At 40.5% G+C, this 20514-nt stretch carries 21 protein-coding genes; 20 read left to right on the forward strand and 1 reads right to left on the reverse strand.

Annotated features, from left to right (window positions below; translation table 11 throughout):
- The first annotated feature begins 329 nt into the window (after positions 1-329).
- Positions 330-1523: an N-acetylmuramoyl-L-alanine amidase family protein gene (locus JQ841_RS02230; RefSeq protein ID WP_203179996.1), complete on the forward strand. Its 1194-nt coding sequence runs from the start codon at positions 330-332 to the stop codon at positions 1521-1523.
- 81 nt (positions 1524-1604) lie between these two features.
- Here the strand turns inward: JQ841_RS02230 and JQ841_RS02235 are convergent, their stop codons facing one another.
- A complete protein-coding gene (locus JQ841_RS02235) occupies positions 1605-2480 on the reverse strand; it encodes a helix-turn-helix domain-containing protein (protein ID WP_203179997.1) in 876 nt (291 codons plus the stop codon).
- A 196-nt stretch (positions 2481-2676) separates the two neighbouring features.
- Here JQ841_RS02235 and JQ841_RS02240 point away from each other — a divergent pair, with 196 nt between their 5' ends.
- From JQ841_RS02240 to purN, 19 genes are all read left to right on the forward strand, one after another.
- Complete coding sequence (locus tag JQ841_RS02240) at positions 2677-3861, forward strand: N-acetylmuramoyl-L-alanine amidase family protein (protein WP_203179998.1); 1185 nt, start codon at positions 2677-2679, stop codon at positions 3859-3861.
- A gap of 730 nt (positions 3862-4591) precedes the next feature.
- Positions 4592-5407 carry a GHKL domain-containing protein gene (locus JQ841_RS09815; RefSeq protein ID WP_238395580.1) on the forward strand — a complete coding sequence of 272 codons (816 nt, stop codon included), beginning with the start codon at positions 4592-4594 and terminating at the stop codon, positions 5405-5407.
- Positions 5404-6135, forward strand: a complete 732-nt coding sequence (locus JQ841_RS02250; protein WP_001221869.1) for a response regulator transcription factor — start codon at positions 5404-5406, stop codon at positions 6133-6135. The genes JQ841_RS09815 and JQ841_RS02250 overlap by 4 nt, the downstream gene beginning before the upstream one ends.
- A 246-nt stretch (positions 6136-6381) precedes the next feature.
- Complete coding sequence (locus JQ841_RS02255) at positions 6382-6510, forward strand: smi_0059.1 family bacteriocin-like peptide (RefSeq protein ID WP_049499438.1); 129 nt, start codon at positions 6382-6384, stop codon at positions 6508-6510.
- Between the two features lie 10 nt (positions 6511-6520).
- Complete coding sequence (locus JQ841_RS02260; protein ID WP_049499436.1) at positions 6521-6676, forward strand: hypothetical protein; 156 nt, start codon at positions 6521-6523, stop codon at positions 6674-6676.
- Positions 6677-6710: 34 nt separating this feature from the next.
- Positions 6711-6908, forward strand: coding sequence for a class IIb bacteriocin, lactobin A/cerein 7B family (locus tag JQ841_RS02265; protein ID WP_000180818.1), 198 nt, complete (start codon positions 6711-6713; stop codon positions 6906-6908).
- 213 nt (positions 6909-7121) lie between these two features.
- A complete protein-coding gene (locus tag JQ841_RS02270; protein WP_000357248.1) occupies positions 7122-7277 on the forward strand; it encodes a smi_0061 family bacteriocin-like peptide in 156 nt (51 codons plus the stop codon).
- Positions 7278-7280: 3 nt separating this feature from the next.
- On the forward strand, positions 7281-7496 hold the full coding sequence (locus JQ841_RS09825) for a bacteriocin immunity protein (protein ID WP_238395581.1): 216 nt from the start codon (positions 7281-7283) through the stop codon (positions 7494-7496).
- Between the two features lie 80 nt (positions 7497-7576).
- On the forward strand, positions 7577-7756 hold the full coding sequence (locus JQ841_RS02275) for a hypothetical protein (protein ID WP_203180000.1): 180 nt from the start codon (positions 7577-7579) through the stop codon (positions 7754-7756).
- A gap of 66 nt (positions 7757-7822) precedes the next feature.
- Positions 7823-8029 carry a bacteriocin immunity protein gene (locus JQ841_RS02280; RefSeq protein WP_203180001.1) on the forward strand — a complete coding sequence of 69 codons (207 nt, stop codon included), beginning with the start codon at positions 7823-7825 and terminating at the stop codon, positions 8027-8029.
- Positions 8030-8416: 387 nt separating this feature from the next.
- Positions 8417-8605: a hypothetical protein gene (locus JQ841_RS09830; protein ID WP_238395582.1), complete on the forward strand. Its 189-nt coding sequence runs from the start codon at positions 8417-8419 to the stop codon at positions 8603-8605.
- Positions 8606-8763: 158 nt separating this feature from the next.
- A complete protein-coding gene (gene comA, locus JQ841_RS02285; protein ID WP_203180002.1) occupies positions 8764-10917 on the forward strand; it encodes a peptide cleavage/export ABC transporter ComA in 2154 nt (717 codons plus the stop codon).
- A gap of 12 nt (positions 10918-10929) precedes the next feature.
- Entirely contained in the window at positions 10930-12279 is a 1350-nt protein-coding gene (comB, locus tag JQ841_RS02290; RefSeq protein ID WP_203180003.1) for a competence pheromone export protein ComB, read from the forward strand.
- Positions 12280-12448: 169 nt separating this feature from the next.
- On the forward strand, positions 12449-13156 hold the full coding sequence (purC, locus tag JQ841_RS02295; protein WP_203180004.1) for a phosphoribosylaminoimidazolesuccinocarboxamide synthase: 708 nt from the start codon (positions 12449-12451) through the stop codon (positions 13154-13156).
- A gap of 1 nt (position 13157) precedes the next feature.
- Entirely contained in the window at positions 13158-13301 is a 144-nt protein-coding gene (locus tag JQ841_RS10145; protein WP_079211609.1) for a phosphoribosylaminoimidazolesuccinocarboxamide synthase, read from the forward strand.
- A 56-nt stretch (positions 13302-13357) separates the two neighbouring features.
- The gene (locus JQ841_RS02305) at positions 13358-17083 is read left to right on the forward strand and encodes a phosphoribosylformylglycinamidine synthase (RefSeq protein ID WP_203180005.1); all 3726 of its coding nucleotides are present in this window, start codon (positions 13358-13360) and stop codon (positions 17081-17083) included.
- A gap of 93 nt (positions 17084-17176) precedes the next feature.
- Positions 17177-18619, forward strand: coding sequence for an amidophosphoribosyltransferase (gene purF, locus JQ841_RS02310; protein WP_049552331.1), 1443 nt, complete (start codon positions 17177-17179; stop codon positions 18617-18619).
- A gap of 204 nt (positions 18620-18823) precedes the next feature.
- Positions 18824-19846, forward strand: a complete 1023-nt coding sequence (purM, locus tag JQ841_RS02315) for a phosphoribosylformylglycinamidine cyclo-ligase (RefSeq protein ID WP_033685266.1) — start codon at positions 18824-18826, stop codon at positions 19844-19846.
- The gene (purN, locus tag JQ841_RS02320) at positions 19843-20388 is read left to right on the forward strand and encodes a phosphoribosylglycinamide formyltransferase (RefSeq protein ID WP_203180006.1); all 546 of its coding nucleotides are present in this window, start codon (positions 19843-19845) and stop codon (positions 20386-20388) included. Before purM ends, purN begins: the two co-directional genes overlap by 4 nt.
- Positions 20389-20514 lie beyond the last annotated feature (126 nt).

Genomic DNA, 20514 nt, shown 5'->3' on the forward strand with positions numbered 1-20514 from the left:
TCAGAAAAATCAATCTCCAAAAAGGAGATAAGAAATGAAGATCAAAAGAAGAGATAGCTTGATTTTCGTTAGAACAAAAATGTTAATATAATCACAATTTTAATTGACTTTCTTTTTTTCCAGGACTATAATGTAGATATAAAAAAGGATTTATTTTATAGTTGGGAGAAGGTGATGGCTATGTACTTTTGATAAACTAGTCTCTATCTTATGTTCGTGGAAATGTTAGGAGGTCTTGTTGTTCAGGTTTATGAACCTGGTATCTCTTTTGACTTCGTTTCTATTGGATTTTCTTGCTTTGGATTTATCTATTTTAGGAGGAAATGGCTATGAAAAAATCTAAACTTCTCACTCTTGGTTTGCTTGCAGGTGCTGGTCTACTTTTGTCTATCAATCAAGTACAGGCTGCAGATACTTGGGTTAAAAATGGTGCTGACTGGAATCTTTCTCAAGATGGCAGTCTCGCTAAAAATAAATGGGTGCAAAATGCTGGCTCATGGTACCACTTCGACGGTTCTGGTAAAATGCAGACAGGCTGGCTCAAAGATGGGAACACATGGTATTCGCTCGCAGACAGTGGCGCTATGCGTACTGGCTGGTACAAGGAAGGTAGCACCTGGTACTCACTAGCAGATAGTGGTGCCATGCGTACAGGTTGGTACAAAGAAGGGTCTACATGGTATTACCTCAAAGACAGTGGCGCTATGGCAACAGGATGGGCGACTGCAAATGGTCAATGGTCTTACTTTGAAAAATCAGGTGCTATGGTAGCAGATAGAGCTGTTCCAGCAAGCGATGGGGAAAGTTATGTCATTGGTAAGGATGGTTATATGTTAACCAGACTCCCAAGTGAAGTTGAACAAGATCCTTTTGATGATACAGTTATTACAGATATCGTTACTTTGTCTGATGGTTATGACTATCACCTTGTTCATCATAAGAAAGATGGAGTTGTTATCGAAAAGAATGCCTGGTATATCAAACCTATTGTTGAACGTTATTCTTATCAAAAGATTGGCGATATAAAAGTAAATACTTTAGATGCAATTACTGATAATAAAAAACCAGGGGAAGAAATTGATCCTAAAGCTGTCATAAAGAATTTCCAAAACTTACCAAATAAGTATTACTTTGGAGCAGATGGACGTAAGGTTGCGAATCTACCAGAATTCACTACTCACTTCCCTATTCAAAAAGTTGGGTCTGAACTTTATCTTAAAAACTCAAGTCCAGTTATTAGTCTAGATTCATCTGGATTTACAATTAATGACAATAAACTTTATCTAAGAGATGTCAATGATTATAATGGTAAACTTGTAACTGGATATTTCATAATGTTTATGGACGGATTATTATCTAAAGATCACCATATTTTGGGCTATGCAGATGAATCTGGTGAAATCGTGAAGATGAAAGTTTTGCCTAATGATTTCCGTGATTATATTGAAAAAGGAATTTCCGGTTTTTATGGAGAAACTGTTAGATATGACAGTTCAACAGGCAATGTTTCTGTTGTGAAATAAACTATCTGACAGAGTAAAACGAAAAAGCGAACAGCTTTGTATACTAGGAAGTCATGTTCGCTTTTATTCATAAAGTAATAGTTACTGTTTGGTCTCTGTTTCAAAAAAATCTGCTTGATAATAATCACGAACTTCTCTTTTCATTTCTTCTAGTAATCGACTTTCATCTGTTGATTCGAGTAAGGATAATCCTTTATTAATCATAGTATGATCTTCATTAACAATTCCCAGACGTACTTGAGCTACACCCAATAAATCGTATCGTTTCAATATTTTTGCTAAATCAAGACATTCTTGAATTAAGCATAGACAGTCATCTTTCTTCCCTGCTTCGAGGTACATTCGTGTCATATTGGCTAGAATGGAGTAATGAATACTTTGAATTGGACGATAATCTGTGTATTTATTTAGAGATTTTACAAGTCTTTGACGTAGCATTTCTAGTGAATCAATAGGGAAATGGAAAATGATCATCACTAGCAATCGTAAATCTGAGAGGAACCACTGATCTCTTTTTTCCAATTCTTTCCATAACTCCTCAGCCAAGGCTTGGGCTTTATCGGAAAACTGATTTTCAATCACTTCTATAAAAATGGTTAGTTCTTTCACAGCATGCTCTATTGGGATATCATTCTGCACTTCATCTAGATAAATTTGACATTTTGATAGCAGTGTCTTCATTTCTTCTAGATTAGGCGAAGAAATGACTTGATAATATTCTGAAAATAATTTCTTACGAGAATCCATTTGGTAATGTTGACAAATATAATGAAATTCATCGAAACTCATATCAATTTGCCTCAAAAGCAACTCCATAGTATCATACCTAGGAGTAGAATGATTATTTTCAAACTTAGATAAGTTAGAATGAGTAATGTAGTCACCACAGACCTCATTTTGTGTAATCCCTTTTGACTTACGAATGTATTTATAAACTGAACCAATATCCCACCGCATATTTTTGCCTCCAAAAATGTTCCAAAAGTAGAAGTTTTAAGAAAATATTTATATTTAGTATATCATAAAGGTGTGGGGTGGCAATGATGATAGAAAGAAGGTGTTGGTTGACTCTTAAGGATTATTAGGAGTTATGTAGAATGTTTATGATGGAAAAATATCTTTTTATAACTATTCAATAAAGGAGGAAATGGCTATGAAAAAATCTAAACTACTTACACTTGGTTTGCTTGCAGGTGCTGGCCTACTATTGTCTATCAATCAAGTACAGGCTGCAGATACTTGGGTTAAAAATGGTGCTGACTGGAATCTTTCTCAAGATGGCAGCCTCGCTAAAAACAAATGGGTGCAAAATGCTGGCTCTTGGTACCACTTTGACGGTTCTGGAAAAATGCAGACAGGCTGGCTCAAAGATGGCAACACCTGGTATTCACTCGCAGATAGTGGCGCTATGCGCACTGGCTGGTACAAGGAAGGTAACACCTGGTACTCACTCGCAAATAGTGGTGCTATGCGCACAGGTTGGTACAAAGAAGGGTCCACATGGTATTCACTCGCAGACAGTGGCGCTATGGCAACAGGATGGGCGACTGCAAATGGTCAATGGTCTTACTTTGAAAAATCAGGTGCTATGGTAGCAGATAGAGCTGTTCCAGCAAGCGATGGGGAAAGTTATATCATTGGTAAGGATGGCTATATGTTGACTTTAAAAAATAGCCCTTATAAAAAGGATGACATTGTTCGTTTAGGCGATGGATATGAATATCTGATTAAAGCAAAATTTGACGGAAATAACTTTACTGATGTTATCGTGGCTAAAAACACTTGGTATATCAAGCCTGAAATCAAGAAGTTTTCCGACAAATATGGGGATGAAGTTTCAAATACAATCTTAGCTTTAGTAGATAATAAAGAAGAAGGACAAGAAATTGATCCTAAAGCTGTTATTCGTAATTTCCAAAATCTACCAGGTCGATATTACTTTGGAGCAGATGGTCGTAGAGTATTACCACTTCCAGAGATGACAACTAGATCAGAAATCAAAAAAGTTGGCAATGATCTTTATCTAGAAGACCCAGGTGTACGACTTAGACTTCCATCTACTGAATTCACCATCAATAACAATAAACTATACCATTTAGATAATGGACAAGGTAAGCTTAAAACAGGTTACTTTGTATTGATTGATGACGGTATGTCTACACCCCACTATCATTTCCTTGTATATGCAGACCAATCTGGTGAGGTTCTTAAGATGAAACGCTTGCCATCAAGATTTATAGATTATCGTGATAAAGAAATCGATGGTTTCTATGGTCAAAAAATTAAGATTACACAACCAAATAAGAATGAATATTACAAGGTTCTTGTGGTAAAATAAATAGATAAGCAATCTTCACAACGAATATAAAAAATAAAACGTGCAAATCATTTTCAAGAGGCTTTAGATTTCTTGTATTTTAAAAGAAACTAAAGCCTTTTGTGGATTTATCGTTTTTCAGAAAGTACGAAAAATTAGAGAGTTGTATCGGGGAGATAAATATTATTTTGCTTAAATAAATTAGGAGTCGTTTTATTCTATGATTATTTTAGAATTTTTATTTTCTGTGATATATATACTATTGGTAGTTGTTTCAACCATAGTACCTACTATTTTTTTAGGCGCTCAAATTTCCCCAGAATTTTATAAAAAACGTTATTGGGTCCTTGTATTTTTAATTAGTTTTTCTGCTCGTCAAACATTTGGAGAATTATTTCATATAGGAATTCTTCTCTTCTTTTACTGTATTTTTTTATTCGTATTGCATAAGAGAAAAGTGGAAGCTCTTTTTCTTTCCTTATATCTTTTTCTTTTCTTTCAAAGCATTCGCTATTTATTTTTGACAATCTGGCTTCGTGTATTATCTGGTGAGAATTGGTTGTTCTTAGATGAGTTTTCGACGCTATATATATCTATATTTGATTTATTATCAATATTTTTATGTTGTAAAATTATGAAGCGTTGGTCTTTGGATTTGGATTTATTTTTTTCAGATGCTTTCAAAAACCACTATCGTAAGAGTTTTTTCATTATCCTACCTCTGACTGGATTTAGGATATTCTCTTCGTTTATGACCAATAGAAATAGTTCTTTCTACATTCGATTTGATACGACCATTTCTCTCCTGATTTTCATTCTCTTTTTCTCTTGGCTTTTTTACATCAAGCATCTGGAGCAGGTTTATCGTGATGAGCAAACCATTCAGAGACAGGAAGATGAAAATCGTTCCTTGCAAGGAATGGTGGACAAGCTAGGTCATCTCTATGATGAGGTTCGAGGTTTCCGTCATGATTTTGCAGGAATTGTCGCCAGTATGGAGCCTGCCATAGCGAATCAAGACATGGCAGAAGTTTCTACCATTTATCAAGATGTTTTTCTAAAGACCAATGAAAAGCTGAGGAAGGCGGATTACACGGCCTTTAATCTTCATAATATCCATGATATAGCCATTCGTAATACCTTGGCAAAAGCCATGATTGTGGCAGATAATCAGGGAATTCATTTTAGTTTGGAGACGGTGGGGGTCGTAGAAGAGCTGGCATTGCCGATGTTGGAGGCTATTCGTATTCTCTCTATCCTCACGACAAATGCTTTAGAAGCAGCCAGTGAGGCTGAAAATTCGCAGATTCGGGTTGCTTTGTTGGCAAGTGATAGGAGTGTCCGTTTTATCATTGAAAACACTCGTAAGAAAGAAGAGCTAAATCCCAGCATTCTCAGTCAAAAGGGTTACTCTACCAAGGGAAACCACAGTGGACTGGGCTTAGCGACCTTGGAGGACATGGTTTTTCATTATGATTTAAACTTAGATACCCAACTAGGAGAGACGACTTTTAGACAAGATTTAGAATTGCCATTTAAGGATGAGAAACGAGGGGGAGAGGAATGAGAATTTTAGTTTTGGAAGATGATAGAGTCCAGCAGGGACGGATAGAGCAGACTTTACTAGATATTGGTCGCTCTCGCAATTTAAGATTGGAAATTGATATTGCCAAAAACTATGGAGATGTTGAAAAGTATTCTCAGTATTTTGATCATTACCAGCTCTATTTATTAGATTTAGAGATTGATGGAGAGCGTGAACGGGGCTTTCAGGTTGCTCAACAGGTTCGGGAGCGGGATCCTTTTACAAGCATTGTCTTTGTGTCCACGCATTCGGAGGCCTTGCCTCTAGCTTTTCGCTACCACTTGTCTGCCTTGGATTTTATTTCCAAGGATCAGCCTGAGGAGGATTATCGTCATCAGCTGGAACGCTGTCTGGACTATGTACTGGCAGTGGACAAGAGGGAAAATATGCGTCTCTTCACCTATAGTTTTGAGGGAAGACGGGGCTTTACTCTGCCCTACCATGAGATTTTAGCCTTTGAAACCTCAGTGGAATCCCACCGTATCAAGGTTTATTATGCCAATCATTCTATCAAGACCATTTATGGCAGTCTCAAGGATATTGCTGCCAAGGCTGAAAAAGATTACTTTGTCTATGCCAATCGCAATACGTTGGTCAGTTTACAAGCCATTGAAGAGATGACTGCGACAGAAGTGACCCTGTTAGAAGGTCTGCACTTCCCCGTATCACGAACAGCCAGAAGAACCCTTAAAAAACATCTCAATGTCTAATATCTGTTAGACTTGAATCAAATTATCAATAAGAATGTCGGAAAATTTTCTGATATTCTTATTTTTTTGACTTCTTTTTCGAATAGATAAGTAAGAGGAAAAGGAAAGGAGCCTGGTTTATGTATCTACCAATCTTGTATCCGTGGTTCATTAAATTATTTTTTAAATAAAATTTAATTTAGTTGTTCATTTTCGGATTGTTTTTCGAATAGATAAGTGAGAGGGAAAAAAGAAAGGAATAAAATAATGAAAGAACATTATTATGGATTTGTTGAGCTGACTTCGGAAGAATTGACCGATATTCAAGGTGGAGAAAATTGGACGAAGACCCTTGCAGATTGGTACGTTGGATTTCGTAGAGGTTTAGGTTTTTAGGGGATAAGCGATGAATGAAATGAATGATAAGTGTACTATTGAAGTATTAAAGGAAAGCGACTTAGCTTTGCTGGTGGGTGGTAGCAAGGAAAGTTATCAACGGGGTTTAATTACAGGTCTATTGTTACGTAGTGTATTTATTGGAACTCCATTTTTTAGAGGATAAGATTTAGAAAAAATAGAACAAGAGGAGAAAAAAGATGACAAATTTTGACAAAATGGAACAGAACTTTGTAGCTCTTACAGAAGAAGAGTTGATGGATGTGGATGGGGGAATTGCACCAATTATTATTGGTGGTGTAGTTATTAGTTGGAAATTAATTGGAGGTGTAGCTGCGCTTGCTACAGCTTCAGCAGGTGCAGGCATAGCTGCAGGATATTATGCTAATCGACCATAATTTTGTAGATATATATGAAATTTGTTAAATTAATGTTGAAGATTTGGCCTGAGCTTATGGTATTACTTAGTTCAATATCTTATACAATTATCAGGTTGGTAGCTGATGTGAATAAGCTACCCTTACCTACATGGTTTGATGATTTTAATATACCAACAATTTCATTGTTTTTAATGGTATTCATTTTATTATATAGAAGTAAAGGAGAAAAGAATGGATAAATTTCAAGTAGTTGATGAGAAAGATTTGCAAGTAATTGAAGGAGGAATTGAACCTATTTCGATTATATTTGGCCTAAGTGCTATTGCATTTGGCGCATTTGGGGCTGGTTACACATTTGGTTCAGATTTGGCTCGTCGTGGGCGTTAGATAATGAATAATCGCAACCTTAATCTCAATACATTGTTACCTAAACTAGCCACGATATTTCCTTTTTTGGGAATAACTCTTAATGTCGCGCTTCATGTGATTCGTACAGGTTCGTTAGTATCCTTTAATTGGCAATGGACTTTGGTTGGTTTGCTTTTCTCAGCATATTTTGGTATTTTTCGCAAAGATTTGTCAAAAAATAATCAAAACTATAAATGAAGAACATGAATCAAAAGGATTTGGTGCATGTGAAGGGCAGAGTTTTTCCGCCATTCTTGTCAGACAAATAGGAGTCTATTATGAAAACATTTTTATTAGGTTTTGCTGAGGGGTATTTTATCGTATCGCTCATAATCTACATCGCAACGTATTTGATTTTGAAAAATCCGATCAATACCCTATTTTATCCAGAAATTTACCCTGTTTTATTTGGGCTCTTTTATCTAGGATATAAGGTCAATAAAAAGCGAGTAGAGTGAGCGGTTAAGAATGACTTGTTAGTTTTCGCTGAAAATGGTTAGGAATGCATCATATTGGAGTTTAATATGAAATTCGTTAAATCAGTATTGAAAGTTTTGCCTGAAATCATGGTATTACTTAGTTCAATGTCTTATATAATCATCAGATTAGTAGCTGATATGAATAAAGTATCTTTACCTACTTGGTTTGATAATTTTAATATACCCACGGTTGCATTATTTATGATGGCCTTCATTCTTTTATACAGAAGTAAAGAAAAAAATAATCGATAAATTTGAAGCAATAGACGCTCTATAGGGAATAGGTGTCTTATAGTAATGAATCAAAAAAAAGGAGTAACTATGAATCGTAATTTAGAACGGTGTTATCTATTCTGACTAGGAATAGATCATACCAAAGGTGGCTTAGAAATAGTAGGGACATTAGAAATTGAAGTAATAAATAGGATGTCGTAAATGTTGTTATCAATGATTTATTTGTCCCAAGCTTGCCTAGGGTGTCAGTAAAACATCACTTTCCTTTCATATCATATTTTTAGTAGGTAGGACGTTTGTTCTGCCTATTTTTTGCCAAAAAAATGTAGTTGAGCTGTTTATTTGGAGTTTTACATGTATTTTTGATAAAATAGGCGTAGAAATTAGGAAAGTTGAAGAAAAGGAATGAAGAAGGTTTTAAAATATTTTTTAGTATTTATTTTTCTATTTTTGATGAATATTTTCATCTTTAAGATACTAGCAATTCTGGGATTTCAGCTGACAATGAGTGAAAAGAGTTATATTGTACCACCGCTGTTTTCGATTATCGTTTTATATATGATTGACAAAAGAATTAGGAAGAAAAAGAAATAAATATATATTTTAGGTAGGGCATTTGTTCTGCCTATTTTTTAATCCCAAAAGTGCATTTGGGAGGTAGATAGGCGCATTTGGGAAGGAAGTCCAGTTTTTGTTTGGTGTTTGGGGTAAGATAGTTGTTATCAGATGAGTTTAGGAAAAAGGAGAAGAATATGAAATTTGGGAAACGTCACTATCGTCCGCAGGTGGATCAGATGGACTGCGGTGTAGCTTCATTAGCCATGGTTTTTGGCTACTATGGTAGCTATTATTCTTTGGCTCACTTACGAGAATTGGCCAAGACGACCATGGATGGGACGACGGCTTTGGGCTTGGTCAAGGTGGCAGAGGAGATTGGTTTTGAGACGCGAGCTATTAAGGCGGATATGACGCTCTTTGACTTGCCAGATTTGACCTTTCCTTTTGTTGCCCATGTGCTTAAGGAAGGGAAATTGCTCCACTACTATGTGGTAACTGGGCAGGATAAGGATAGCATTCATATTGCTGATCCAGATCCTGGAGTGAAATTGACCAAACTGCCACGTGAGCGTTTTGCGGAAGAATGGACGGGAGTGACTCTGTTTATGGCACCTAGTCCAGACTACAAGCCTCATAAGGATCAAAAGAATGGCCTGCTCTCTTTTATCCCTATATTAGTGAAGCAGCATGGCTTGATTGCCAATATCGTTTTGGCAACACTCTTGGTAACCTTGATTAACATTGTGGGTTCTTATTATCTGCAGTCTATCATTGATACCTATGTGCCAGATCAGATGCGTTCGACGCTGGGGATTATTTCTATTGGGCTGGTCATTGTCTATATTCTCCAGCAGATCTTGTCTTACGCTCAGGAGTATCTCTTGCTTGTTTTGGGGCAACGCTTGTCGATTGATGTGATTTTGTCCTATATCAAGCATGTTTTTCACCTGCCTATGTCTTTCTTTGCGACACGCAGAACAGGGGAAATCGTGTCTCGTTTTACAGATGCTAACAGTATCATTGACGCGCTGGCTTCGACCATTCTTTCGATTTTCCTAGATGTGTCAACGATTGTCATTATTTCTCTTGTTTTATTTTCACAAAATACCAATCTCTTTTTCATGACCTTATTGGCACTTCCTATCTATACAGTGATTATCTTTGCCTTTATGAAGCCGTTTGAAAAGATGAATCGGGATACCATGGAAGCCAATGCGGTTCTGTCTTCTTCTATCATCGAGGACATCAACGGTATTGAGACTATCAAGTCTTTGACCAGTGAAAGTCAGCGTTACCAAAAGATTGACAAGGAATTTGTGGATTATCTGAAAAAATCCTTTACCTATAGTCGGGCAGAGAGTCAACAAAAGGCTCTGAAAAAAGTTGCCCATCTCTTGCTCAATGTCGGTATTCTCTGGATGGGAGCTGTTCTGGTCATGGATGGCAAGATGAGTTTGGGGCAGTTGATTACCTATAATACCTTACTGGTTTACTTTACAAATCCTCTGGAAAATATCATCAACCTGCAAACCAAGCTTCAAACAGCGCAGGTTGCTAATAACCGTCTAAATGAAGTGTATCTGGTAGCTTCGGAGTTTGAGGAGAAGAAAACGGTTGAGGATTTGAGTTTGATGAAGGGAGAGATGACCTTCAAACAGGTTTCCTACAAGTATGGCTATGGTCGAGACGTCTTGTCAGACATCAATTTAACCGTTCCCCAAGGGTCTAAGGTGGCTTTTGTGGGGATTTCAGGGTCAGGTAAGACGACTTTGGCTAAAATGATGGTTAATTTTTACGATCCAAGTCAGGGAGAGATTAGTCTGGGTGGTGTCAATCTCAATCAGATTGATAAAAAAGCCTTGCGCCAGTATATCAACTACCTGCCTCAACAGCCCTATGTCTTTAACGGAACGATTTTGGAAAATCTTCTCCTTGGAGCCAAGGAGGGGACGACTCAGGAAGATATCTTACGGGCGGTTGAGTTGGCAGAGATTCGAGAAGATATCGAGCGCATGCCCCTGAATTACCAGACAGAATTGACTTCGGATGGGGCAGGGATTTCAGGTGGACAACGTCAAAGAATCGCTCTGGCGCGTGCTCTCTTGACAGATGCACCTGTCTTGATTTTAGATGAGGCGACCAGCAGTTTGGATATTTTGACAGAGAAGCGAATTGTCGATAATCTCATGGCTTTAGATAAAACCTTGATTTTCATTGCTCACCGTTTGACCATTGCTGAGCGGACAGAGAAGGTTGTTGTCTTGGATCAGGGCAAGATTGTCGAAGAAGGAAAGCATGCTGCTTTGCTTGCACAAGGTGGTTTTTACGCCCATTTGGTGAATAGCTAGAAAGAGGAGAGGATGAAACCAGAATTTTTAGAAAGTGCGGAGTTTTATAATCGTCGTTACCATAATTTTTCCAGTCGGGTGATTGTACCCATGTCCCTTCTGCTCGTATTTTTGCTTGGCTTTGCAACTTTGGCAGAGAAGGAGATGAGTTTGTCTACTAGAGCTACTGTTGAGCCCAGTCGTATCCTTGCAAATATCCAGTCAACCAGCAACAATCGCATTCTTGTCAATCATTTGGAAGAAAATAAGCTGGTTAAGAAAGGGGATCTTCTGGTTCAATATCAGGAAGGGGCAGAAGGTGTTCAAGCGGAGGCTTATGCCAGTCAGTTGGACATGCTCAAGGATCAAAAAAAGCAATTGGAGTATTTGCAAAAGAGCCTGCAAGAAGGGACGGATTACTTTCCAGAGGAGGATAAGTTTGGCTACCAAGCCACCTTTCGCGACTACATCAGTCAAGCAGGCAGTCTTAGGGCTAGTACATCGCAACAAAACGAGACCATCGCGTCCCAGAATGCAGCAGCTAGCCAAACCCAAGCCGAAATCGGCAACCTCATCAGCCAAACAGAGGCTAAAATTCACGATTACCAGACAGCTAAGTCAGCTATTGAAACAGGCGCTTCCTTGGCCAGTCAGAATCTAGCTTACTCTCTCTACCAGTCCTATAAGTCTCAGGGGGAGGAAAATCCGCAAGCTAAGGCTCAGGCTGTTGCGCAGGTTGAAGCGCAGCTTTCTCAGTTAGAATCTAGTCTTGCTACTTACCGCGTCCAGTATGCAGGTTCAGGTACCCAGCAAGCCTACGCATCAGGCTTAAGCAGTCAATTGGAGTCTCTTCAATCCCAACACTTGGCTAAGGTTGGTCAGGAATTGACCCTTCTAGCCCAGAAAATCTTGGAGGCAGAGTCAGGCAAGAAGGTGCAGGGAAATCTTCTAGATAAGGGGAAAATTACGGCGAGTGAGGATGGGGTGCTTCACCTTAATCCTGAGACTAGTGATTCTACCATGGTAGCAGAAGGTGCCCTACTAGCCCAACTCTATCCGTCCTTGGAAAAAGAAGGGAAAGCCAAACTTACAGCCTATCTTAGTTCAAAAGATGTAGCAAGAGTCAAGATTGGGGACTCTGTTCGTTATACGACGACTCATGATACCAAGAATCAAGTTTTCTTGGATTCTACGATTACAAGTATTGATGCGACAGCTACTAAGACTGAGAAAGGGAATTTCTTTAAAATCGAAGCGGAAACCGATCTGACTGCTGAGCAGGCAGAAAAACTTCGGTACGGGGTGGAAGGTCGTCTGCAGATGATTACGGGCAAGAAAAGTTACCTACGTTATTATTTGGATCAATTTTTGAACAAAGAATAATGTTCGTGTTTTTAGAGTTAAATGATTTTAAAACTGTGAGAAAGATTCTTCTTGCAGTTTTTTCTTTATGATTTCTAAGGTTGCTACGTCATTTATTCGGTTAAATTCTTGTAATTTTAGGTTTTTTATGGTAGAATGTGCTCAAGTAATACGAAAGGCGAACTTTAAAATGTCAAAACAATTGATCTATTCGGGAAAAGCTAAAGATATCTATACAACTGAGGATGAAAATCTTATTATTTCAACTTACAAGGACCAGGCGACTGCTTTCAATGGTGTCAAGAAGGAGCAGATTGCGGGTAAGGGAGTGTTGAATAATCAGATTTCATCTTTTATTTTTGAGAAATTAAATGCGGCTGGTGTGGCGACTCACTTTGTGGAGAAACTTTCAGATACAGAACAACTCAATAAAAAGGTTGAAATTATTCCTTTGGAAGTCGTGCTTCGCAACTATACGGCTGGTTCTTTTTCAAAACGTTTTGGCGTTGATGAAGGAATCGTCTTGGAGACTCCGATTGTCGAATTTTACTATAAAAATGATGATTTGGATGATCCATTTATCAATGACGAGCATGTGAAATTCCTACAGATTGCGGATGATCAGCAGATTGCCTACTTGAAGGAAGAAACGCGTCGTATCAATGAACTCTTGAAGGCTTGGTTTGCTGAGATTGGTCTTAAGTTGATTGACTTTAAGCTAGAGTTCGGTTTTGACAAGGATGGCAAGATTATCTTAGCAGATGAATTTTCACCAGATAACTGCCGTTTGTGGGATGCAGATGGCAACCACATGGACAAGGATGTTTTCCGTAGGGGACTAGGTGAATTAACCGATGTTTATGAAGTTGTCTGGGAGAAGTTGCAAGGTTTGAAATAATCTGTTTGCAACGGAAAACCTTCGTCTCTCAACTAAAAGGACTCAGGCTGAAAAGGTCCCCCAGACCTTTTCACTCCGTAGGGGATTGGGAGAACTGACAGACGTTTACGAGATTGTCTGGGAAAAGTTGCAGGAGTTGAAATAACAACCTAGAGGTCGTTTGGGAATATTGCAAGAGCTGAAATAAAGGAATAAGAATTGATGGATAAACGTATTTTTGTTGAGAAAAAGGCTGATTTTCAGGTCAAGTCAGAGAGTTTAGTTAGAGAACTCCAGCATAATTTGGGATTGTCAACTTTGAAAAGTATTCGCATCGTGCAGGTTTATGATGTCTTTGATTTGGCAGAGGACTTGTTTGTACCTGCAGAGAAACACATCTTCTCTGAGCAGGTGACAGACCATGTATTGGACGAATCGACTGTGCAGGCGGATCTGGACAACTATGCTTTCTTTGCCATTGAAAGCCTGCCTGGTCAATTTGATCAGCGTGCAGCTTCTTCACAGGAAGCCTTGCTTTTGCTGGGAAGTTCGAGTGATGTAACAGTCAATACCGCTCAACTTTACTTGGTCAATAAAGATATTGATGCGACTGAGTTAGAAGCGGTCAAGAACTATTTGCTCAATCCAGTTGATTCTCGTTTCAAGGACATCACGAATGGGATTGCCAAGCAGGAATTTTCAGAGTCAGACAAGACTATTCCCAAATTGACTTTCTTTGAAAGCTATACAGCAGAAGACTTTGCCCGCTACAAGACCGAGCAAGGGATGGCTATGGAAGTGGATGATTTGCTCTTTATTCAAGACTATTTCAAGTCAATCGGGCGCGTGCCAACGGAAACAGAGCTCAAGGTTTTGGACACTTATTGGTCTGACCACTGCCGTCACACAACATTCGAGACTGAGTTGAAAAACATTGATTTTTCAGCTTCTAAATTCCAAAAACAATTGCAGTCAACCTATGACAAGTATATTGCCATGCGTGAGGAACTAGGTCGGTCTGAAAAGCCACAAACCTTGATGGATATGGCGACTATTTTTGGTCGTTATGAGCGTGCTAATGGTCGTTTGGACGATATGGAGGTGTCAGACGAAATCAATGCCTGCTCTGTTGAAATTGAAGTGGATGTTGATGGTGTCAAGGAACCTTGGCTCCTTATGTTCAAAAATGAAACTCACAACCACCCAACGGAAATTGAGCCATTTGGTGGAGCTGCTACTTGTATCGGTGGTGCTATTCGTGACCCATTATCAGGTCGCTCATATGTTTACCAAGCCATGCGTATCTCGGGTGCTGGAGATATTACCGCACCGATTTCGGAAACGCGTACTGGGAAATTGCCACAACAAGTCATTTCTAAAACAGCGGCTCATGGTTATTCTTCATATGGTAATCAGATTGGGCTTGCGACGACCTATGTTCGTGAATACTTCCACCCAGGCTTCGTTGCTAAGCGTATGGAGTTGGGTGCCGTTGTCGGTGCTGCTCCTAAGGAAAATGTAGTCCGTGAAAAACCGGAAGCGGGGGATGTCATTATCCTGCTCGGTGGTAAGACTGGACGTGATGGTGTTGGTGGTGCGACAGGTTCTTCTAAGATTCAAACAGTTGAATCGGTTGAAACAGCTGGAGCTGAGGTTCAAAAGGGGAATGCCATCGAAGAACGCAAGATTCAACGTCTTTTCCGCAATGGCGCTGTCACTCGTCTCATCAAGAAATCCAACGACTTTGGTGCAGGTGGAGTCTGTGTAGCCATCGGTGAATTGGCAGACGGTCTTGAAATCGACCTCAATAAGGTTCCTCTTAAATACCAAGGCTTGAACGGTACAGAAATTGCTATCTCTGAATCTCAAGAACGGATGGCTGTGGTAGTTCGTCCTGAGGATGTAGATGCCTTCGTTGCTGAATGTAACAAAGAGAATATTGATGCTGTTGTGGTTGCGACAGTAACTGAAAAACCAAATCTAGTCATGCACTGGAATGGTGAAACCATTGTCGACTTGGAACGTCGTTTCCTTGACACCAATGGTGTGCGTGTGGTCGTCGATGCTAAGGTTGTGGACAAGGATGTCACACTCCCAGAAGAACGTCAAACATCTGCTGACACACTTGAAGCAGATACCCTTACGGTTCTATCTGACCTCAACCATGCGAGTCAAAAAGGATTACAGACTATCTTTGACTGCTCTGTTGGACGCTCAACGGTTAATCACCCACTTGGTGGTCGTTACCAACTCACACCAACTGAGGCTTCTGTGCAAAAATTGCCAGTTCAGCACGGTGTGACTCATACTGCATCAGTCATGGCTCAAGGATTCAATCCATATGTGGCAGAATGGTCTCCATACCACGGTGCTGCCTATGCGGTTATCGAAGCGACTGCTCGTTTGGTTGCTGCTGGTGCAAACTGGTCTAAGGCTCGTTTCTCATACCAAGAGTATTTCGAGCGCATGGACAAACAAGCTGAGCGTTTTGGTCAGCCAGTAGCAGCTCTTCTAGGTTCTATCGAAGCACAAATCCAACTTGGCTTGCCATCTATCGGTGGTAAGGACTCTATGTCTGGGACCTTTGAAGAATTGACCGTACCACCAACCTTGGTAGCCTTTGGAGTGACGACGGCAGATAGCCGTAAGGTACTCTCTCCAGAGTTCAAGACTGCTGGTGAAAACATCTATTACATACCAGGTCAAGCCCTCTCTGCAGAGATTGATTTTGACTTGATTAAGTCTAACTTTGCTCAGTTTGAAGCTATTCAAGCTGGCCACAAAGTAACATCTGCATCAGCTGTCAAATACGGTGGTGTGCTTGAAAGCTTGGCCCTTGCTACCTTTGGGAACCATATCGGTGCAGAAGTAAGCCTGCCTGAACTTGAAACGGCTTTAACAGCTCAATTAGGCGGATTTGTCTTCACATCTCCTGAAGAAATCGCTGGAGTAGAGAAAATTGGTCAAACAAGTGCAGACTTTACACTCCTTGTCAACGGTGTGAAGCTAGATGGACACAAGCTTGACAGTGCCTTCCAAGGAAAACTAGAAGAAGTTTATCCAACTGAATTTGCCCAAGCTAAAGAACTGGAAGAAGTTCCAGCTGTAACTTCTGATGTAATCATCAAAGGAAAAGAAAAGGTTGAAAAACCTGTGGTTTACATCCCAGTCTTCCCAGGAACCAACTCAGAATATGATTCAGCTAAGGCCTTCGAAAAAGAAGGTGCAGAAATTAACTTGGTGCCATTCGTGACCTTGAATGAAGAAGCCATTGTCAAGTCAGTTGAAACTATGGTTGACAATATAGGCAAGGCAAACATTCTCTTCTTTGCAGGTGGATTCTCGGCTGCGGACGAGCCGGATGGTTCAGCCAAGTTTATCGTCAACATCCTGCTCAATGAAAAAGTGCGTGTAGCGATTGATAGCTTTATCGCTCGTGGTGGCTTGATTATCGGTATCTGTAATGGATTCCAGGCTCTTGTCAAATCAGGTCTTCTTCCATATGGTAACTTTGAAGAAGCCACTAGTACTAGCCCAACCCTCTTCTACAATGATGCCAACCAGCACGTGGCCAAGATGGTGGAAACTCGGATTGCCAATACCAACTCGCCATGGTTAGCTGGTGTGCAAGTGGGTGATATCCATGCTATTCCTGTTTCGCACGGTGAAGGGAAGTTTGTCGTGACGGCTGAGGAATTTGCAGAGCTCCGTGACAATGGACAAATTTTCAGCCAATACGTTGACTTTGACGGCAAACCAAGTATGGATTCTAAGTACAATCCGAATGGTTCTGTAAATGCCATCGAAGGAATTACTAGCAAGAACGGTCAAATCATCGGTAAGATGGGTCATTCAGAACGTTATGAAGACGGTCTCTTCCAAAACATCCCAGGAAATAAAGACCAGCACCTGTTCGCGTCAGCGGTTAAATATTTCACTGGAAAATAAGATTTGTGGTTTTTCCAGTAGACAATATCAGTAATGTAAAAGTCATGTAGATTTAGCTCTTGGTGCTACACAAATAAAAATTAGGTATATAAAATGACATACGAAGTAAAATCTCTTAATGAAGAATGTGGTGTTTTCGGTATCTGGGGACATCCAGATGCTGCTAAATTGACCTATTTTGGACTCCACAGTCTTCAGCACCGTGGTCAAGAGGGGGCAGGAATTCTCTCCAATGATCAAGGACAACTGAAGCGCCATCGTGACATGGGACTTTTATCAGAAGTCTTCAGAAATCCTGCTAATTTGGATAAATTGACAGGAACTGGTGCGATTGGTCACGTGCGTTACGCGACTGCTGGCGAAGCTTCTGTAGATAATATCCAGCCCTTCCTCTTCCGTTTTCATGATATGCAGTTTGGCTTGGCTCATAATGGGAATCTGACCAATGCAGCCTCCCTCAAGAAAGAATTGGAACAAAGAGGCGCGATTTTCAGCGCGACTTCGGACTCGGAAATCTTGGCTCACCTCATTCGTCGCAGTCACAATCCTAGCCTGATGGGCAAAATAAAGGAAGCACTCAGTCTTGTCAAAGGTGGTTTTGCCTATATCTTGCTATTTGAAGACAAGTTGATTGCTGCCCTTGATCCTAATGGTTTCCGTCCTCTTTCTATCGGGAAAATGGCCAATGGAGCGGTGGTTGTTTCCTCTGAAACCTGCGCTTTTGAAGTCATTGGTGCTGAGTGGATTCGTGATTTGAAGCCAGGTGAGATTGTGATCATTGATGACAAGGGTATCCAGTATGACAGCTATACAGATGATACTCAGTTAGCGATTTGCTCTATGGAGTATATCTACTTTGCTCGCCCTGATTCTAATATCCACGGTGTCAATGTCCATACGGCACGTAAACGTATGGGTGCGCAATTGGCGCGTGAATTCAAGCATGAGGCGGATATTGTGGTCGGTGTACCTAATTCTTCTCTCAGCGCAGCTATGGGATTTGCGGAAGAGTCCGGGCTACCAAATGAAATGGGCCTCATCAAGAACCAATACACCCAACGTACCTTTATCCAACCGACTCAAGAATTGCGGGAGCAAGGGGTGCGGATGAAACTATCTGCTGTTTCTGGTGTTGTAAAAGGCAAGCGTGTGGTTATGATTGATGACTCTATTGTACGCGGAACAACCTCTCGTCGGATCGTTCAGCTCTTGAAAGAAGCAGGTGCGACTGAAGTTCACGTTGCCATTGGTAGTCCAGCGCTAGCTTATCCGTGCTTCTACGGGATTGATATCCAGACCCGTCAGGAGCTGATTGCGGCTAATCATACGGTCGAAGAAACGCGTCAAATCATTGGGGCGGACAGTCTGACTTATCTTTCTGTTGAGGGGTTGATTGATTCAATTGGTATTGAAACGGATGCGCCAAATGGTGGTCTCTGTGTCGCTTACTTTGACGGTGACTACCCAACACCTCTCTACGACTATGAAGAAGACTATCGTCGAAGTTTGGAAGAAAAGACCAGTTTTTACAAATAGACAATAGATCCTCCATTAAAGAAAAGGAATATAAAAATGCTTATGCCCCACGTCTCACTACTGACTAAAAACTAAAGCATTTGTCAGTAGAGGCTTTCTCCTATGGGACAAAAGCTAGAGACCTGACTAGTATTTTTAGATAAAATAATTGTTTATCTAAAAATACGTCGCAGTCTTTCCCAAAAAAAGAAAAGGAAAAATAAAATGGCAAATAAAAATGCGTACGCTCAATCTGGTGTGGATGTTGAAGCGGGTTATGAAGTTGTTGAACGGATTAAAAAGCACGTGGCTCGTACGGAGCGTGCAGGTGTCATGGGAGCTCTGGGTGGCTTTGGTGGTATGTTTGACCTTTCAAAGACTGGGGTTAAAGAACCTGTCTTGATTTCAGGAACTGACGGTGTCGGAACCAAACTCATGCTGGCTATCAAGTACGACAAGCACGATACCATCGGTCAGGACTGTGTGGCCATGTGTGTCAATGATATCATTGCTGCAGGTGCGGAGCCCCTCTATTTCCTTGACTACGTCGCAACTGGCAAGAATGAACCAGCTAAGCTAGAACAAGTGGTTGCTGGTGTGGCAGAAGGTTGTGTGCAGGCAGGCGCTGCCCTCATCGGTGGGGAAACAGCTGAAATGCCTGGTATGTATGGTGAAGATGACTACGACTTGGCTGGTTTTGCAGTCGGCGTAGCTGAAAAATCTCAAATCATAGACGGTTCAAAAGTAGCTGAAGGTGATGTCCTTCTCGGGCTTGCTTCGAGTGGTATTCACTCAAATGGTTTCTCACTCGTGCGTCGTGTTTTTACCGACTACACAGGTGAGGAAGTCTTGCCAGAATTGGAAGGCAAGCAACTCAAGGAAGTTCTTCTTGAGCCGACTCGTATCTATGTCAAGGCTGTTTTGCCACTCATCAAGGAAGAGTTAGTCAACGGTATTGCCCACATCACTGGTGGTGGCTTTATCGAAAATGTCCCTCGTATGTTTGCAGCTGACTTGGCTGCTGAGATTGAAGAAGACAAGGTTCCCGTGCTTCCAATTTTCAAAGCCCTTGAAAAATACGGTCAGATCAAACATGAGGAAATGTTTGAAATCTTCAATATGGGTGTGGGGCTTATGCTGGCAGTTAGCCCTGAAAATGTAAGTCGTGTCAAGGAATTGTTGGATGAACCAGTCTATGAAATTGGTCGTATCGTCAAGAAAGAAAACGAAAGTGTCATCATCAAATGAAAAAAATAGCAGTTTTTGCCTCGGGTAATGGCTCAAATTTTCAGGTGATTGCCGAACAATTTCCAGTGGAGTTTGTCTTTTCAGATCATCGTGATGCCTATGTGCTCGAACGTGCAGACAAGCTCGGCGTTCTGTCCTATGCTTTTGAACTCAAGGAGTTTGAGAGCAAGGCAGACTATGAAGCGGCCCTTGTCGAACTCTTGGAAGAACACCAGATTGCCTTGGTTTGTCTAGCAGGATACATGAAAATCGTTGGGCCAACTTTATTGTCGGCTTATGAAGGTCGAATCATCAATATCCATCCAGCCTACCTGCCAGAATTTCCAGGAGCTCATGGAATTGAGGATGCTTGGAATGCTGACGTGGATCAGTCTGGTGTGACCATTCACTGGGTAGATTCTGGTGTGGACACTGGTAAGATCATCAAACAAGTCCGTGTGCCACGGTTAGCTGATGATACCATTGATAGTTTTGAAGCTCGCATCCATGAGGCAGAGTACAAGTTGTATCCGGAAGTTATTAGAGAATTGTTGGACAATTAAATGAAAAAATGGTTGGAAACACTTGCCTTGATTACCTTGGCAATCATTCTACGTTTACTAGTAAATTTTTTCTTCCCAGAGATTCCCTATTGGGGGAGATTTTTACTGACAGTAATTTTGGGAGTC

This window comes from Streptococcus mitis (assembly GCF_905187535.1).
Classification (GTDB): Bacteria; Bacillota; Bacilli; order Lactobacillales; family Streptococcaceae; genus Streptococcus; species Streptococcus mitis_BS.

Coding starts and splice junctions, on each gene's coding strand:
- JQ841_RS02230 (WP_203179996.1), top strand. CDS start 330: ATGAAAAAATCTAAACTTCTCACTCTTGGTTTGCTTGCAGGTGCTGGT.
- JQ841_RS02235 (WP_203179997.1), bottom strand. CDS start 2,480: ATGCGGTGGGATATTGGTTCAGTTTATAAATACATTCGTAAGTCAAAA.
- JQ841_RS02240 (WP_203179998.1), top strand. CDS start 2,677: ATGAAAAAATCTAAACTACTTACACTTGGTTTGCTTGCAGGTGCTGGC.
- JQ841_RS09815 (WP_238395580.1), top strand. CDS start 4,592: ATGACCAATAGAAATAGTTCTTTCTACATTCGATTTGATACGACCATT.
- JQ841_RS02250 (WP_001221869.1), top strand. CDS start 5,404: ATGAGAATTTTAGTTTTGGAAGATGATAGAGTCCAGCAGGGACGGATA.
- JQ841_RS02255 (WP_049499438.1), top strand. CDS start 6,382: ATGAAAGAACATTATTATGGATTTGTTGAGCTGACTTCGGAAGAATTG.
- JQ841_RS02260 (WP_049499436.1), top strand. CDS start 6,521: ATGAATGAAATGAATGATAAGTGTACTATTGAAGTATTAAAGGAAAGC.
- JQ841_RS02265 (WP_000180818.1), top strand. CDS start 6,711: ATGACAAATTTTGACAAAATGGAACAGAACTTTGTAGCTCTTACAGAA.
- JQ841_RS02270 (WP_000357248.1), top strand. CDS start 7,122: ATGGATAAATTTCAAGTAGTTGATGAGAAAGATTTGCAAGTAATTGAA.
- JQ841_RS09825 (WP_238395581.1), top strand. CDS start 7,281: ATGAATAATCGCAACCTTAATCTCAATACATTGTTACCTAAACTAGCC.
- JQ841_RS02275 (WP_203180000.1), top strand. CDS start 7,577: ATGAAAACATTTTTATTAGGTTTTGCTGAGGGGTATTTTATCGTATCG.
- JQ841_RS02280 (WP_203180001.1), top strand. CDS start 7,823: ATGAAATTCGTTAAATCAGTATTGAAAGTTTTGCCTGAAATCATGGTA.
- JQ841_RS09830 (WP_238395582.1), top strand. CDS start 8,417: ATGAAGAAGGTTTTAAAATATTTTTTAGTATTTATTTTTCTATTTTTG.
- comA (WP_203180002.1), top strand. CDS start 8,764: ATGAAATTTGGGAAACGTCACTATCGTCCGCAGGTGGATCAGATGGAC.
- comB (WP_203180003.1), top strand. CDS start 10,930: ATGAAACCAGAATTTTTAGAAAGTGCGGAGTTTTATAATCGTCGTTAC.
- purC (WP_203180004.1), top strand. CDS start 12,449: ATGTCAAAACAATTGATCTATTCGGGAAAAGCTAAAGATATCTATACA.
- JQ841_RS02305 (WP_203180005.1), top strand. CDS start 13,358: ATGGATAAACGTATTTTTGTTGAGAAAAAGGCTGATTTTCAGGTCAAG.
- purF (WP_049552331.1), top strand. CDS start 17,177: ATGACATACGAAGTAAAATCTCTTAATGAAGAATGTGGTGTTTTCGGT.
- purM (WP_033685266.1), top strand. CDS start 18,824: ATGGCAAATAAAAATGCGTACGCTCAATCTGGTGTGGATGTTGAAGCG.
- purN (WP_203180006.1), top strand. CDS start 19,843: ATGAAAAAAATAGCAGTTTTTGCCTCGGGTAATGGCTCAAATTTTCAG.